The 15,849-nt window shown below is 37.2% G+C and carries 18 protein-coding genes; 13 read left to right on the top strand and 5 right to left on the bottom strand.

Annotation, left to right across the window (positions count from 1 at the left end):
* Positions 1–85: 85 nt before the first annotated feature.
* Genes Q9M50_01580 through Q9M50_01570 form a run of 3 tightly spaced genes read left to right on the top strand, consistent with a single transcriptional unit; the run spans position 86 to position 2,404 of the window.
* Positions 86–1,318: a multifunctional CCA addition/repair protein gene (locus tag Q9M50_01580; protein ID MDQ7089328.1), complete on the top strand. Its 1,233-nt coding sequence runs from the start codon at positions 86–88 to the stop codon at positions 1,316–1,318.
* Positions 1,305–2,054: a cytochrome b/b6 domain-containing protein gene (locus Q9M50_01575; GenBank protein MDQ7089327.1), complete on the top strand. Its 750-nt coding sequence runs from the start codon at positions 1,305–1,307 to the stop codon at positions 2,052–2,054. The genes Q9M50_01580 and Q9M50_01575 overlap by 14 nt, the downstream gene beginning before the upstream one ends.
* The gene (locus Q9M50_01570) at positions 2,054–2,404 is read left to right on the top strand and encodes a CZB domain-containing protein (protein MDQ7089326.1); all 351 of its coding nucleotides are present in this window, start codon (positions 2,054–2,056) and stop codon (positions 2,402–2,404) included. Before Q9M50_01575 ends, Q9M50_01570 begins: the two co-directional genes overlap by 1 nt.
* Before the next feature lie 189 nt (positions 2,405–2,593).
* On the opposite strand, the gene hrpA is transcribed toward Q9M50_01570, so the two are convergent.
* Positions 2,594–6,478 (bottom strand): ATP-dependent RNA helicase HrpA, encoded by a 3,885-nt coding sequence (gene hrpA / locus Q9M50_01565; protein MDQ7089325.1) that lies wholly within the window; start codon positions 6,476–6,478, stop codon positions 2,594–2,596.
* A 389-nt stretch (positions 6,479–6,867) separates the two neighbouring features.
* Between hrpA and Q9M50_01560 the strand changes: the two genes are divergently transcribed.
* The 7 genes from Q9M50_01560 to Q9M50_01530 all read left to right on the top strand — a co-directional run bounded on the left by Q9M50_01560 (position 6,868) and on the right by Q9M50_01530 (position 11,308).
* Positions 6,868–7,386, top strand: coding sequence for a hypothetical protein (locus tag Q9M50_01560; protein MDQ7089324.1), 519 nt, complete (start codon positions 6,868–6,870; stop codon positions 7,384–7,386).
* Positions 7,387–7,497: 111 nt separating this feature from the next.
* The gene (locus tag Q9M50_01555; GenBank protein ID MDQ7089323.1) at positions 7,498–8,025 is read left to right on the top strand and encodes a hypothetical protein; all 528 of its coding nucleotides are present in this window, start codon (positions 7,498–7,500) and stop codon (positions 8,023–8,025) included.
* Between the two features lie 72 nt (positions 8,026–8,097).
* Positions 8,098–8,475 carry a hypothetical protein gene (locus tag Q9M50_01550; GenBank protein ID MDQ7089322.1) on the top strand — a complete coding sequence of 126 codons (378 nt, stop codon included), beginning with the start codon at positions 8,098–8,100 and terminating at the stop codon, positions 8,473–8,475.
* A 280-nt stretch (positions 8,476–8,755) separates the two neighbouring features.
* Positions 8,756–9,214: a hypothetical protein gene (locus Q9M50_01545; protein ID MDQ7089321.1), complete on the top strand. Its 459-nt coding sequence runs from the start codon at positions 8,756–8,758 to the stop codon at positions 9,212–9,214.
* 77 nt (positions 9,215–9,291) lie between these two features.
* Positions 9,292–9,810 carry a hypothetical protein gene (locus tag Q9M50_01540; GenBank protein MDQ7089320.1) on the top strand — a complete coding sequence of 173 codons (519 nt, stop codon included), beginning with the start codon at positions 9,292–9,294 and terminating at the stop codon, positions 9,808–9,810.
* 96 nt (positions 9,811–9,906) lie between these two features.
* Positions 9,907–10,275, top strand: coding sequence for a transposase (locus tag Q9M50_01535; GenBank protein MDQ7089319.1), 369 nt, complete (start codon positions 9,907–9,909; stop codon positions 10,273–10,275).
* A gap of 184 nt (positions 10,276–10,459) precedes the next feature.
* Positions 10,460–11,308, top strand: coding sequence for a metallophosphoesterase (locus Q9M50_01530; protein MDQ7089318.1), 849 nt, complete (start codon positions 10,460–10,462; stop codon positions 11,306–11,308).
* Positions 11,309–11,543: 235 nt separating this feature from the next.
* Here Q9M50_01530 and Q9M50_01525 read toward each other — a convergent pair whose 3' ends face one another.
* The 4 genes from Q9M50_01525 to Q9M50_01510 form a co-directional block, all read right to left on the bottom strand.
* Entirely contained in the window at positions 11,544–11,975 is a 432-nt protein-coding gene (locus tag Q9M50_01525; protein MDQ7089317.1) for a transposase, read from the bottom strand.
* 63 nt (positions 11,976–12,038) lie between these two features.
* Positions 12,039–12,173, bottom strand: coding sequence for a hypothetical protein (locus tag Q9M50_01520; protein ID MDQ7089316.1), 135 nt, complete (start codon positions 12,171–12,173; stop codon positions 12,039–12,041).
* 47 nt (positions 12,174–12,220) lie between these two features.
* Positions 12,221–12,865 (bottom strand): hypothetical protein, encoded by a 645-nt coding sequence (locus tag Q9M50_01515; protein MDQ7089315.1) that lies wholly within the window; start codon positions 12,863–12,865, stop codon positions 12,221–12,223.
* A gap of 23 nt (positions 12,866–12,888) precedes the next feature.
* Positions 12,889–13,266 (bottom strand): hypothetical protein, encoded by a 378-nt coding sequence (locus Q9M50_01510; GenBank protein MDQ7089314.1) that lies wholly within the window; start codon positions 13,264–13,266, stop codon positions 12,889–12,891.
* A gap of 379 nt (positions 13,267–13,645) precedes the next feature.
* On the opposite strand from Q9M50_01510, the gene gspG reads away from it, so the two are divergent.
* From gspG to Q9M50_01495, 3 genes are read left to right on the top strand one after another with little or no spacing between them, the layout of a single operon-like run.
* Positions 13,646–14,080 (top strand): type II secretion system major pseudopilin GspG, encoded by a 435-nt coding sequence (gene gspG, locus Q9M50_01505; GenBank protein MDQ7089313.1) that lies wholly within the window; start codon positions 13,646–13,648, stop codon positions 14,078–14,080.
* 13 nt (positions 14,081–14,093) lie between these two features.
* A complete protein-coding gene (locus tag Q9M50_01500; protein ID MDQ7089312.1) occupies positions 14,094–14,549 on the top strand; it encodes a GspH/FimT family pseudopilin in 456 nt (151 codons plus the stop codon).
* Between the two features lie 15 nt (positions 14,550–14,564).
* Positions 14,565–14,966 carry a type II secretion system protein gene (locus Q9M50_01495; GenBank protein MDQ7089311.1) on the top strand — a complete coding sequence of 134 codons (402 nt, stop codon included), beginning with the start codon at positions 14,565–14,567 and terminating at the stop codon, positions 14,964–14,966.
* Positions 14,967–15,849 lie beyond the last annotated feature (883 nt).

Below are 15,849 nucleotides of genomic sequence, written 5' to 3'. Positions count from 1 at the left end.
TGTCGATACACAAAAATAATAACGATGATTGTCGAGATTAAAATCCGTCTCTCGTCTCAATGTATTTAAATTCTATAGGCTTATTATGCAAACCCTTTTAGTAGGTGGCGCAGTTCGAGATAAATTACTCAATTACCCCGTTAAAGAACGTGATTGGGTTGTCCTTGGTGAAACGCCAAAAACCATGATATCGCAAGGGTTTACACCCGTTGGTAAAGATTTTCCTGTCTTTTTGCACCCAAAAACGCATGAAGAATATGCACTCGCAAGAACTGAGCGAAAAACAGCCGCAGGTTATAAAGGATTTGAGGTTCACACCAGTGCAAATATTACCTTAGAAGATGATTTAATTCGACGTGATTTAACCATTAATGCAATGGCACTTACTACCGAGGGACAGGTCATTGATCCCTATGGGGGGCAAGAAGATTTAAAAAATCGTATTTTTCGCCATGTCTCCCCCGCATTTTCTGAAGACCCTGTTAGAATTTTACGGGTGGCACGTTTTGCGGCTCGCTACCAACATCTGGGCTTTAAATTAGCAGAAGAAACACGGCAATTAATGCAGGAAATGGTTATTGCAGGTGAAGTTCAACACTTAGTTGCTGAACGCGTCTGGGCCGAAGTTCATAAAGCCTTAACCGAGCAAACCCCCGCCGCTTTTTTTGAAACATTACGCGCCTCAGATGCCTTAACGATTATTTTTCCTGAAATCGCAAATTTATGGGGTGTTCCACAGCCTGAAATGCATCATCCTGAAATAGATACAGGCATTCATAGTTTATTAGCCCTGACCCAAGCGACCCAGCTTTCTGATAAAGCGGAGGTCCGTTTTGCCGCCTTAGTTCATGATTTGGGCAAAGCCTTAACCCCTATCGAATTTTTACCCCAGCATAGAGGCCATGAACAAGCAGGGCTTCCTTTGTTAGACTCTTTTTGCAATCGCCTCAAAGTTCCTAATCATTTTAAAACACTTGCAATGCAGGTGATGCGCTACCATACGCATTGTCATCGCGCTTTTGAGCTTCGACCCGCCACCCTAGTTGATATGCTTTCAGAGCTTGGCGCATTTAAAAAAGAAAATAGATTACAAGATTTTTTAATAGCCTGCGAAGCCGATTCTAAAGGGCGAACAGGAAAGGAAAATATGACCTACTCTCAAGCCGATTATATTAAACAAGCGGCAAAACTCGCGTCAACGATTGAAATAAAAACTATTTTAGAATCAGGCGTACAAGGAGCAAAAATTGGCGAAGCGATTCGTCGCTTACGAATTTCAACGGTTAAAAACTATAAATCAAATTATGAAAGACACTAAATCATTAATAGTTTATCCTGTTTGGCGTTTATCGATTAGACTTTTTCATGGTCTTAATTTTATCTGTGTTATGGGGTTAATTTTTATAGGCTTGATTATTTTTTACAATAAGGATTTAGGGGTTAGTTCGGATGGAAAAATTTTATTAAAGACAATACACGTTTATATCGGCTATCTATTTGCTATTAACTTAATCATTCGATTTATTAGTTTTTTTTCGCAGGATCGTTATTCTAATGGCAAGGCTATTTTTCGATTTGGAAAAAATGACCTCCAAGCCTTAATATTATTTATTAAAGGCCGAAAATCGAAGGAACCGTCTCATTATTTAGGGCATAACCCGTTAGCTAAATTAATGATTAATATCTTGTTTCTCTTATTAACCGCACAAGCAGTAACAGGCTTAGTTTTAGCAGGAACCGATTTATATTTCCCCCCGTTTGGCGATAACATAGCCCTATGGGTTACTCAAGGTGATCCTGAAAAATTAGCCGCGCTAAAACCGGGGTCAAAGGAATATGTTAATATAGAAGCATATAATGAAATGCGAACCTTTAGAAAGCCTTTTATTACGATTCATAAATATGTTTTTTACAGTCTACTTATCAGTATTTTTTTGCATATTTTGGGAGTAACGATAGCTGAACTAAAGGAGAAATCAGGATTGATTTCAGCCATGATTACGGGTAATAAAGTATTTTCTAGCAAACCTATTGACGATAAGGAAGAAAAATAATGAGTAACTTAGATATTTCTATGGCAAAGATTTCACATTTAGATTGGAAATCGAAATTAATTGATTTTATATATGGGTTTAGTGACCTACAGCTTTCAGACCTTAGTAGCCATCTTGAGTGTGATTTTGGAAAATGGTTATATAACTCAGGGCTGGAGGAGTTTTCACATTTATCTATCATGAAAACAATTGAAGTCGAACATAAGGCGATACACGATGATATAAAAAGGATTGTTGCGTTACCAAAAGAAAGTCGAGAAGGAGAATTGGGTCAACATGAAATAGATACGTTTAAGGTAAAATGCGATAGTTTGATTTATTTATTAGATCAATTGAAAGTTCAGATCTAAGGTCCCAACTTAAGAGAACCAAGCTAACATAACTTCCGAAACTAAATATGAAAATCTAGCGAACAATTAAAATGTTTCAAGATTAGTTTCGGGTATTATTAACGTCTTATTCCTTAGTATTATTTAACTGGTTTTTTAAATCCGTCATATTATCTTTCATGCTCGCCATAATAAATATTCCTTTAAATGTTATCTAAGATTCCACGCTTTTTCCAGTCGCTTTTCGGAGACAGGAAACGGTGTTTTCAATTGTTGTGCATAAAGCGAAACGCTAAATTCCTCTAACAACCAACGAAAACTATCGCGCTCAGGGTAAATACCATCACTCTCGGCTTGTTTTTGAACCTCTTTCCAAAATCGAAACCAATAACGTTTTACATCCTGATTTTTTGTTGGATTCATATCTCTTTTTTCTAAACGATACGCCATCGCCTTTAAATAACGCGGGAATTGTTGTAATTGTTGATAAGGAATGTAACGTATAAACCCTTGATAAAATAAATGATTCAACTGAGTTTGAATCTCAGCGACCAATTCCCTTAACGATGATTTTAATCCCAGTTGAAGCACCAAATCACTGTAACCTTCCATTATATCGACCAACAACTGAGTTATTTCATTGCTAACAACCATTAATTGAGGCTTGTGTTTTTGCAAAATCGTTTCAAAATCAGCCTGCGAACGAATGCTATTATTTTCAACAAAGACTCGATACAAAATTAAATGTAAGACATCTTCCTTATAAGACTCTATCGCCCGTTTTCTTAAGATAGGATGAGGCTTTAATTGATTATAACTTAATTGTGTTTTTGCAACGCCGCGTAAATTCTTTAAAATATACTGGCATTCTTTATGGCATTGCAATTGAAATAATCGCACTAACCCTAATTCATGATACAACTGTGCTTTACCCAAGGTGTCAAAAATTTTCACACCCACTGTTTCACCCTCATCTAACAATGCAGGAAAACCAATAAACTCTTGATTATTTTGGGTAAATTGATAAGTTTCAGGTAAATCATCAAACGCCCATGTAATATAACCCGTGTAATTTAATTCATCAGCGGCCAATTCATCAAAACTATCCCCTGCGGTTTCCGTATAGCTTTCTTGTAATTTTTTTAAATCGCGTCCGTAATCCAACGCCTTACCGTTCTCATCAACCACACGATAATTCATCCGTAAATGATCGCTTAAATTTTCAAGTCGCCATTCGGTTAAAGGAATCGCCTCCCCTGTTAATTTACGCAAGCGGGTTGATAACCAATCATACAATGAGCCTTTAAAATCAGGTTCAATCAGTAGACATTCTTTTGCGGTTTCAGGCACAGGCACAAAATGTTTTCGACTGTGTTTAGGTAACGATTTAATTAACGCAATTACTTTCTCTTCTAATAAACCAAGGACTAGCCATTCAAAGGCTTGCGGGGTTAATTGATTTAATTGATGCACAGGAATAACCGCCGTCACGCCATCCTCATCATGCCCTGGATCAAAGCGATAACTGAGTTCAATACTTAAACGTCCCACTTGCTTATGATCGGGAAAATCCCATTCATTAATCGAGCCTTCATCTTCACGCGTTAAATCGGCTTTGGTCAAAAACAAAATTTTAGGATGCTCTTTTTCTTCTTGTTTCCGCCATTGATCTAAGGTAATCCCATTAACAATGGTTTCGGGTAATTTTTGGTCATAAAACTGATACAACCACTCTTCATCCTCGACTAAATCAACCCGTCGGCCTTTGTGCTGAATCATCCCCACTTCTTCTAATAAGCTTTGATTGGCTTTAAAAAAAGGGGCGTTGGTATGGTAATCTTGCGCGACCAAACCACAGCGAATAAAAATTTCACGCGCGGCTTTAGGATCAATGCGTTCATAAGGAATTTTACGTTTAACTTCTAAGGTCAAACCATATAATAAGGTGCGTTCATAAATTGCTGACCGCCGCGCTCTTCTTTCCCAATGAGGATCATAATAACTGCGTTTTACTAAGTGTTCCGCTGCCGACTCTATCCATTCAGGTTCAATTTTAGCCACATTGCGTGCATAAATTTTACTGGTTTCGACTTGTTCCGCCGCCATAATCCATTTAGGTTTGGGCTTATGCTGACTTGAACCAGGGAAAATAAAAAATTTTAAATTTCGCGCTCCTAAATATTGATATTGCTCATGACGAAAACCAATATTCGACAATAACCCCGCTAATAAAGCTTGATGAATTTGGGTGTAATCGGCATCACTGGTATTGAGGGTAAACTTTAATTCCCCTCGAATCACCTGCATAATTTGAGTGTGAATATCATGCCATTCACGCATTCTCATATAAGATAAAAAATTATCACGGCAATATTTACGAAGCTTACTATTGGATAAGTGTTTTTTCTTATCTTCAAAATGCGTCCATAATTTAAAAAAACTTAAAAAATCGGAATCCTCCGTTTTAAAAATTGCATGTTTTTGATCCGCTTGCTGTCTTTTATCGCTGGGTTTTTCGCGGGGATCTTGAATGGATAACCCCGATACAATAATCGCTACTTCAGCAACACACCCCAATTCATTAGCCGCTAATAACATACGCGCTAATTTCGGATCGGTTGGAATTTTAGCCAGTTGTTTCCCCATTTCGGTTAAATTGTCCTCTTTATCTAAGGCATTCACTTCATGTAATGAGGTTTTTGCATCCCGAATCATCTTAGCTTCAGGCGGCTCAACAAAGGGGAATTTTTCAATCTCACCTAATTTTAACGCCGTCATTTGCAGCATTACTGAGGATAAATTAGTGCGTAAAATTTCAGGTTCGGTAAATTCAGGACGGGCTAAATAATCATCATGTGAATACAGACGAATACAAATGCCGTCTGCAACTCGGCCACAACGGCCTGCGCGTTGATTAGCACTGGCTTGAGAAATTTTTTCAATCGGCAACCGTTGGATTTTACTCCGATGACTATAACGACTAATGCGTGCATGACCTGTATCAATCACGGTACGAATACCTGGTACCGTTAACGAGGTTTCGGCCACATTGGTTGCTAAAACAATTCGCACTGCGCCACTGGGTTTAAACACCCGCTCTTGCTCACTGACACTGAGTTTTGAATACAGCGGTAAAATTTCACAATGGGCAGGATGATGTTTCCGCAAGCTTTCAGCAGTTTCACGAATCTCATGTTCACCACTGAGAAAAATTAAAATATCACCGCGAATGTCACGATGTAATTCATCCACCGCCGTTAAAATCGCTTGCTGTAAATCAACGCTGGTTTCATCATCCTCTTCTAATTGTTGAATCGGACGATAACGCATTTCCACAGGATAAGTCCGCCCAGAAACATTAATCACCGGTGCATCGTTAAAATGCTTGGAGAAACGTTCAGGATCAATGGTTGCCGAAGTAATAATTAACTTTAAATCTTTACGCCTAGGCAATAACCAACGTAAATAACCCATCAGAAAATCAATATTTAAACTACGCTCATGAGCTTCATCAATAATAATCGTATCGTATTGCGTTAAATAAGGATCATTTTGCGACTCCGCTAATAAAATACCATCGGTCATTAATTTAATTAAAGAGTGTTCACGAGTATGATCATTAAAGCGAACTTTATAACCCACAATTTGCCCGATAGATTGGCCTAATTCATCCGCAATACGATCCGCTACCGTGCGGGCTGCAATTCTTCGGGGTTGCGTATGACCAATTAATCCCGCGGCGCCACGCCCAAGTGCTAAACAAATTTTAGGCAATTGGGTGGTTTTCCCTGACCCTGTTTCGCCACAAAGAATAATCACTTGATTATTTTTAATCAGTTCCGTAATTTCATCGCGCTTATCACTGATGGGTAAATCGGGAAATTCAATCTTAGGAATACTACGATGGCGTTGCTGACATTGTGCAATGGACGCATCAATTTTTTCAATTAAGGCGTTTAACTGTAGGGTCGGTTGTTGACCTTTTTGGTATTGACTGCGCAACCGATCACATTGAGATTTTAAACGGTGGCGATCTTTTGTAAGGCAACGGTTAATTTTTTGGGCGTGTTGTTTGAGGTGTTCGAGGGTAGACATGCAGATTTATAGAGGGTAAAAAAATAGACGATAGAAATTCATATTTAATATGCGTTATTTGCTGTAATAATCATTATAGCTAAATAAGGGCTAGTTTATCACTTTCAACCTTATTAAACTAAACGATGTTCCTTTAAAACGCACCCTTATAATTTATCTATTTCAAAGTAAGCGATAAATCAAGAGGCATTCAACAAGTTATCAATCAAGGAACGAGTAACCAAAAAAGAATGAAAATCAACCGTTCCGACTCCTTGAGTAAAATTTTTATAACGCATAGGAATGCGGATTTAATAAAACCCAAAAATTAATAAATTATATTAGTTGGTAACAAGCTTTGAATCAAGTATGCTCTATTGTTATGAAAATACAAAATTATCCAGTAAACATTGAAGCGCAAATGCGCAATTTTTATAATAGCTTATCGGAAAAAGACCGTCGCCGTTACTCGCGGTCAACAGGAATTAAAAACCGACCTATCTAATGAAAAGCAACGCATTCGCAAATCAGGAGGAGGACGTAACTTTTTACTGCCAACCCTTGATGGAATAGATGAGGTATTTTTAGACGTATTGAAAAATAACACGGCGGGATCTCCCATGGATGAAACGATAAAATGGACAAATTTATCGCGCCCTGCTATCGCGAAAAAGCTTGGGGAACAAGGCTTTCCAATGAGTGTAACGGTTGTTGATAGACTGTTGAAAAAACATAATTTTCGTCCACGGCAAGCTTTTAAAGCCGAGGCAGGAAAGTCTAATATCCCTTATCGAGACGAACAATTTAAGAATATTGAACGCCTCAAGCAGGAATATACAACACAGGGAGATCCTGTTTTGAGTATCAACACTTCGGACAGTTTTAAAAGTAGAGGAAATCTTCAATTCATAGGAAAATGTAGTTTCTAAAGCAACAATTTCCTGAAAAGAAGATTTCCATGCAACTAATAGAAACGATTTTAGAAAAAATGTCTAGTGGTTCTCAACCACAAAAAAATTTTATCTAGCCTATTAAGTAATTTGATAAGCTTTAGAGGTAAGGCTAACTATACAAATCTCAGCCGTTACAATGAGTTATCAGAAAAAACCTATCGTCGATGGTTTAATAAAAAGTTAGATTTTCTTAAATTTAATCAGGTAGGTAATAATGAAATTCTTTCAACGTCGGGACAAAAAATAGCGGCTTTAGAGTGTAGCTTTGTTAACAAAAGTGGTGAAAAAACTTACGGTTTAGCTAAGTTTTGGGATTCTAAACAAAAGTTTACCCATGGCGTGATCGCTAAAGGTTACCATCAAATTGGAAAATTACGTTGTGATGCTAATTTACGTTTACTCTACGAAGGTGAGCAAAAAGAAAAAGGTCGCCATAAATGTTATGACGGTAAGTGGATTGTGGGTGAGACGAGAAAATTAGAATTAGCAGGTAAACAGGGTGGTGTTAAGATTTATACAGCAATCGTTAATTCTGTCTCATTGAAATGTAATATTCGCATCGCTTATTTAGTTAAAACAACGTCACAAAGTACACATTATGCGTATCTACTTTAAATCTCAGGGTAAAGATAAAATTTCTAAAATAGATTTGACAACATATCATAAAAGAACGAACATTTACATACTTTGAATATCCACGACCTACAGGCTGAAACTAACGCCATTTATCAAGAAATCGCTCAAATTGAAAGTAGCGAAGCGCAGGATATTGTCAAAAAAATATTCAATCTTATTGAACGCTTAGCCAGTGATAAATTGTCTTTAGAAACTGAATTACAGCAACTTCGTGACGAGGTTAATCGCTTGAAAGGTGAGCAGGGAAAGCCTGATATCAAACCCAATAAAAATAATAAGAGTGATGATATTTCATCCGAAGACGAACGTAAAAAAGCACAAGTTGACGCGCAAAAAGAAACTAATAACGACACTGAAAATACGGACTCGGATAAGAAAAACGCCGCCGTAAACCCAAGATCCCACGAGTTAAAATCGACCAAACGCTAAAATGCCTACTCGACAAAACTGGCTTGCCTAGCGACTTAGTATCTAAAGGCTTTGCGGAAGTGGTGATTCAAGACATTGTCATCAAAACCAATAATATTAAGTATCTCCGTGAGATTTTTTATTCACCTTCTGAAAATAAGTATTACCGCGCCCAATTGCCTGAAGGCGTTCGAGGTCAGGGCGAATTTGGTATTGGAATTCGTAGCTTGATTCCCATGCTTAAGATGATGGGCGTGACCGAAAAACCCATGGTCGGTTTTTTGAAAATATTGGCATTGTGGTGTCGCCGACTTATGTTTCTCAGCAATGGACAGGCGGTTATGACTGGGCGCATCAGGAAAAAAGCGAGCTTTATCGCAGCGGCATTCTCAACAGTGATTATGGACAGATTGATGATACCAGTGCGCGAGTCAATGGTGATAACCACTATTGTCAGGTGGTCTGCAACGACTTGTTTACCGCTTATTTCACCACTAAAAACAAAGACCGTTTATCGGTTCTGGACGTGCTGACCGACTATGCGCCACGCCATTATATCTACAATCAACAAGCTCAATCCTTGCTTGACGAGTTCAAGTTAGCTGATAAAGCGCGGGCAAAAGTTGATGCTCAAATACCTGTCAATACAGTGATGAATGAAGCGCAATTTAAGTTGCACTTAGCGATCTTAAATACCTTAGGCGTAAGACAGGCAACGCATGTCACCGAAGCTTGCGCCATTGTCTATTATCAGCAATAAACGGATTTTCCTGTTATTGAAACCTTGCTTGCAGACGATGCGCCGCAATTCAAATTACTGACGGAACATTTGGGGTTATGCTGGGTTCACGATGCTCGCCACTACAAAAACTCCGTCCAATTCTGGAAATACATCAGCAAGCATTAGCCGATTTTCGAGGCGACTATTGGGAGTATTATAAGGAGTTGCTTAACTATCAAAAAAATCCCTGCCCCGATAAAAAGGCATGGTTGTTAACGCGATTTGATGAATTGTTTGCAACCACAAGCGATTATGAAGACCTCAATGATCGCATCGCCAAAACACTGGCGAAAAAGACCGAATTATTGCGAGTTTTGGAACTTCCGAAATTACCATTACATAACAATGCAGCCGAACTCGGCGCAAGAAGACAAGCGCGTGCGCGAGACATAAGCTTCCAGACTCGAAATGAGAAAGGCACGAAAATCAAAGACAGTTTTATGAGTCTTGCTGAAACGGCTAAAAAACTAGCCGTGAGTTTTTATGATTATGTTTATGACCGAGTTAGTGGTGAATTCAAAATGCCGTCTATGGCGAATCTTATCGCTCAAAAAGCGCAAAGTTTGCAGGTCTGATATTTGTTTTACCCTGAAATTTAAAGTGGATACTTGTCAAATCTATTTTAGAAATTTTATCTTTACCCTGAGATTTAAAGTAGATACCATTATGCCTTGTTGTTTTCAACAGATACAGAGATTGATGCAATGACACTTTATAATTATTACAAGGCACGGTTTCAGATTGAATTTCTATTTCGTGATGCTAAACAATTTACAGGACTTTGTGATTGCCAAGCACGTTCTGAACCTGCTTTACACAGCCATTTTAAGGCACGTTTTACTGCGCTAAATTTGATTAAATGGCATGACCGACTTTTAAGTCCTAAACGAAAACCAATTTCAATCGGTAGCTGGAAGACTAGATTTTTCAATGAGTTATTGATTAAACGTATTTTTTCAAACTCTGGGGTAGACCTGAGTTTAATAAAATGCTCTTCTCAATACGAGGAGCTTTGTCGCTTCGGGGTTATCTCGCATTAAAACTGTCCGAAGTGTTGAAATAAATAACCTACTGGTAATAAATAGATACCCTACTAAACTCATATTTTTCAGAACATACTATTGTCATATTATAGTGACATACTCAGTATTTATTAGTCGTAACTATACACACTTTGATACTAACGCTAAAAAAGTAATAAAATTAAAACGAAACGAAACGAAAATGAATATACTACACATCTCAGATATGCACTTTGGCCCTCGTCACTGGCTCGGAAAAAGTGAATTATTGTTGAAAAAAATAAACAGCTATGCCGCTGATATTGTCATCAACACAGGCGACAACACCACCGATGCTCTCGAAAATGAATTTGAAGCGGCTGGAAATTTTTTAAAGTCAATTGATTGCCCGCACGTTGTTTCAATTCCTGGAAATCATGATAAACGAAATATGCGCAGCGCTGACTATTTTCGCCAGTATATTGAGGACATCGACGTTGTTCGCCCACTAAATCGTGATAAATGTAAAAAGAATAATATTTTTCTTGATGGAAATACTAATGGTATCAAGGAACATTTTACGGATATTAATTTTCTTAAGAACATTACCCTCGACGGTAAGTCATTTCTAATAGTATGCTTAGACTCTAATGTACTCTACAAAGACAACGGTTTTGTTGATAATGAAATATTAAAAACACTTTCTGATGCCATTAATAAAACAAGTTACGATAAAATAATTTTGCTCAATCATCACTCTATTTTGGATACAGATTCAGACCCTCTTTTTAATTCAAGAATCGTTGTCGAATTTGTAAGAAAGCATAATATAGAACATGTTTTTTGTGGACATACGCATCATTTATCAATAATGCAATCAACTGATCTTTATCACAAGCACTCATTCACTCAATATAAGAATGGGTCACTATCAAGCGGTAATATGCTCAACGACACAAATATGTTTCTATACTATAAAAATTTTGGTAGCAAGAGGATGGAAATCCATGTGATTAGAGCGATTGTTGAAAATAAATCGATGAGATTTAAAGAAGAAGTAATTACCATTTAAGCCTAATAAGATAAGCTACAAGGATGTGTTAATGATAGGAGTAGTCAGCTGTTATTTAATTATTATCTATTTTTGTGTATAGTTATCTATATGGATAATTTATACACTCTAAGCTACAAGAAAAAAAGTGAATGTTTCAGCTAGTTGTAGATTATATGGGCTTAGAAGTTACAAAAAAATTTTAAAAAAGCATTAGAGAATGAAAGTGATACTTAGTCCAACACTTCGGACAGTTTTAATGCGAGATAACCCCGAAGCTACAAAGCTCCTCGTATTGAGAAGAGCATTTTATTAAACTCAGGTCTACCCCAGAGTTTAATAAAATACGTTCAATCGATAACTCATTGAAAAATCTAGTCTTCCAGCTACCGATTGAAATTGGTTTTCGTTTAGGACTTAAAAGTCGGTCATGCCATTTAATCAAATTTAGCGCAGTAAAACTTGCCTTAAAATGACTGTGTAAAGCAGGTTCAGAACGTGCTTGGCAATCACAAAGTCCTGTAAATTGTTTAGCATCACGAAATAGAAATTCAATCTGAAACCGTGCCTTGTAATAATTATAAAGTGTCATTGCATCTATCTCTGTATCTGTTGAAAACAACAAGGCATAACGTGTACCTTGTGACGTTGTTTTAACTAAATAAGCGATGCGAATATTACATTTCAATGAGACAGAATTAACGATTGCTGTATAAATGTATCTACTTTAAATTTCAGGGTAAAACAAATATCAGACCTGCAAACTTTGCGCTTTTTGAGCGATAAGATTCGCCATAGACGGCATTTTGAATTCACCACTAACTCGGTCATAAACATAATCATAAAAACTCACGGCTAGTTTTTTAGCCGTTTCAGCAAGACTCATAAGACTGTCTTTGATTTTCGTGCCTTTCTCATTTCGAGTCTGGAAGCTTATGTCTCGCGCACGCGCTTGTCTTCTTGATTCATCACTGTATTAACAGGTATTTGAGCATCAACTTTTACCCGCGCTTTATCAGCTAACTTGAACTCGTCAAGCAAGGATTGAGCCTGTTGATTGTAGATATAATGGCGTGGCGCATAATCGGTCAGCACGTCCAGAACCGATAAACGGTTTTTGTGTTTGGTGGTGAAATAAGCGGTAAACAAGTCGTTGCAGACCACCTGACAATAGTGGTTATCACCGTTGACTCGCGCACTGGTATCATCAATCTGCCCGTAATCACTGTTGAGAATACCGCTGCGATAAAGTTCGCTTTTTTCCTGATGCGCCCAGTCATAACCGTCTGTCCATTGCTGAGAAACATAAGTCGGCGACACTACAATGCCAATATTTTCAAAAAAACCGACCATGGGTTTTTCGGTCACGCCCATCATCTTAAGCATGGGAATCAAGCTACGAATTCCAATACCAAATTCGCCCTGACCTCGATCGCCTTCAGGCAATTGGGCGCGGTAATACTTATTTTCAGAAGGTGAATAAAAAATCTCACGGAGATACTTAATATTATTGGTTTTGATGACAATGTCTTGAATCACCACTTCCGCAAAGCCTTTAGATACTAAGTCGCTAGGCAAGCCAGTTTTGTCGAGTAGGCATTTTAGCGTTTGGTCGATTTTAACTCGTGGGATCTTGGGTTTACGGCGGCGTTTTTTCTTATCCGAGTCCGTATTTTCAGTGTCGTTATTAGTTTCTTTTTGCGCGTCAACTTGTGCTTTTTACGTTCGTCTTCGGATGAAATATCATCACCCTTATTATTTTTATTGGGTTTGATATCAGGCTTTCCCTGCTCACCTTTCAAGCGATTAACCTCGTCACGAAGTTGCTGTAATTCAGTTTCTAAAGACAATTTATCACTGGCTAAGCGTTCAATAAGATTGAATATTTTTTTGACAATATCCTGCGCTTCGCTACTTTCCATTTGAGCGATCGCTTGATAAATGGCGTTAGTTTCAGCCTGTCGGTCGTGGATATTCAAAGTATGTAAATGTTCGTTCTTTTATGATATGTTGTCAAATCTATTTTAGAAATTTTATCTTTACCCTGAGATTTAAAGTAGATACCTATAATGGTACTTAGTTTCAACCTATTTTATTTGTTAGCGAATCGTGGCTTGGGTAAGCAACGTAATGAGGGGATAAATTAGTAGAGCTGAAATGCATCGTATCGCTATAATGATGGATAGTGACTTTATTTTGAATTAATGATGAGCCTCGTAATGTGATTGAAACGAGTATTTATAACGGCTTATCTTGAAATAACACATTATTGATAACATATTACCTAATGCTTATAGATTATAAATATTGACAGCAAAATCTAATGTTACTTTATAAACAGACTTAAAATTTACTCCTATGATTAAACAAAAATTAAAGACTCAACAAGGTTTTACATTGCTAGAACTTTTAGTTGTTTTAAGTATTATCGCCTTACTCGCAGGGGTTGTTGTCCCTAAATCAATTGAGTATTTAGATGATTCCAAAATTAAAACGGCTCGTTTACAGGTTGAAGAGCTATCGGCGGCATTGGATATGTATAAACTCGATGTCGGTAGCTATCCTAAAACGGATCAGGGTTTACTGGCCTTAGTTGAAAAACCGAGTAATGGAAAACGCTGGAATGGGCCTTATGTTCGTAAAAATAAAAAAATTCCAAATGATCCTTGGGAACAAGACTACACCTATGTTTCACCCGGTGAACACGGTAAATTTGATTTATTTAGTTTAGGGGCCGATGGTCAAGAAGGCGGCGAAGGCACCGATCAAGATATTACCAGTTGGGAAGAATAGCCCTCATTAACAAATGATTGCTCATAAAGGGTTTACACTGGTTGAATTACTGATTGTCCTTGTTATTATGATTTTAGGCATCTCCCTTGTTGGACCTAATATCTCATCAGGAAGTGATCGTGCTAGTCTTAAAGCGGCGAGTCGTGATTTAAAATCCGCGTTAAGATATGCACGAGGTCAAGCCTTGATTAGCCAGCAAGAAATTACGCTAAGTCTTGATTTGGCGACAAATCAGTATAAAATTAATAGTCGCCATCAAAAGAACTATCAATTATCGCCTACAATTGAAATTACGCTACGGACGGCACAATCTGATATTCAGAGCGATCAACGAGGAAATATTCGTTTTTTCCCTGATGGCTCTTCAACTGGAGGTAGTATCATTTTATCGCAAGCTAAATTTGGAATAGAAGTGAGTATTAATTGGCTAACAGGTCATATTGAGATCAATGATGTTGATGAACCTTAGTTTTTATGATGAACAATGAAAAAATTTAAAAAACAACAGGGATTTTCACTACTTGAAATTTTAGTGGCCTTTTCTATTTTGGCCATATCACTAGGCATTATTCTTAAAATTTTTTCTGCGGGGTTACAAACGGCAAGCCTTGCAGAAAATTATACCCTTGCTGTCGAGATTGCAGAATCGTTATTAGCAAAAACAGGGGAAGAGACCCCCTTAGATTTAGGCGAGACACAGGGACAGGAAAATGAGTCTTTCAACTGGTTAATTCAGGTGACTCCCGCAGAATTAATGATGGGGGCAGAATTACCTGAAACGTTAAATGACCGAGTGGTACAAATTAAAGTGTCAGTTTCATGGGGGGATGAAAATAATGTACGTGAAATTGATTTAACGACGCTTAAAATAATGCCTATTAAATAGGGACTATTACGTAACAATATCTTCACCAATCATATAGAATACGTTGAAAATCCATTTTAAAAATTTGTAACTGATTAATTTTATTAAAACTCAAATATTAGGTTCTGAAAAATTTTAGCTCAAAATTCAAATTGGCGAAGGTATTGCTTTGAGCAACTGATAATCATCGAGCCTTCCTATCATCGAAGCCATCCTCTTTAACGTCGATTCCTTATCAGAAAGAGTCGTTGTCATTAATAACGTTAAATCACTTGAATACACCTTGTAAGAAATAGGGGTTAGGTCTTACATTTTGCGATCTCTCAATTCACCGTATAAAGTAAAACATTAAGAGTGAAAAATACAAGATATGTCCTCTTTTTCCTTCATGTTTTTAGGTTGAACTCAATAAATCGCCCTCTTAAATTTTACAAATAAAAAACCTCACTAACTAATATTTATATCTTTTTAGTATGTAATGAATCATTATAGTATCGACTCGACAATAATAAGATAGCTTTTTATAACTCAACAGGATACTATATCTTTTTTTATTTGCTTTATTCTGTTCATTCTGTTCATTCTGTTCATTCTGTTCATTATTTTTCTATTATGTCTAGTTTTATCAGTTAGGTCAGAAACTGTTTTCGAACATATTAACTTAACACAACATACAGTAGGTTTCATGGCACTGTTTGCAGTTGCCTATATACTCTAGGAGGCTGTCTGGCAATAACTAAGTAAAACTCAACTTATGTGAGTAAGTTTAGGTAAGCTTTAAAGAGCCGTTTATGTCTCAAGCCAACCTTGTATGTATATTAAATTTATCGCTTCAGCACAAAATTATTTAAGCCAAAAAATTTATAGTGATAATCGATTTCGAGGGAAATCGTTCCAGCCTCTA

The sequence above is a fragment of the Methylococcales bacterium genome (assembly GCA_030949405.1).
GTDB lineage: Bacteria > Pseudomonadota > Gammaproteobacteria > Methylococcales > Methylomonadaceae > WTBX01.
The sequence above is the reverse complement of the archived record's forward strand: the minus strand, read 5'-3'. Positions and strand labels throughout refer to the sequence as shown.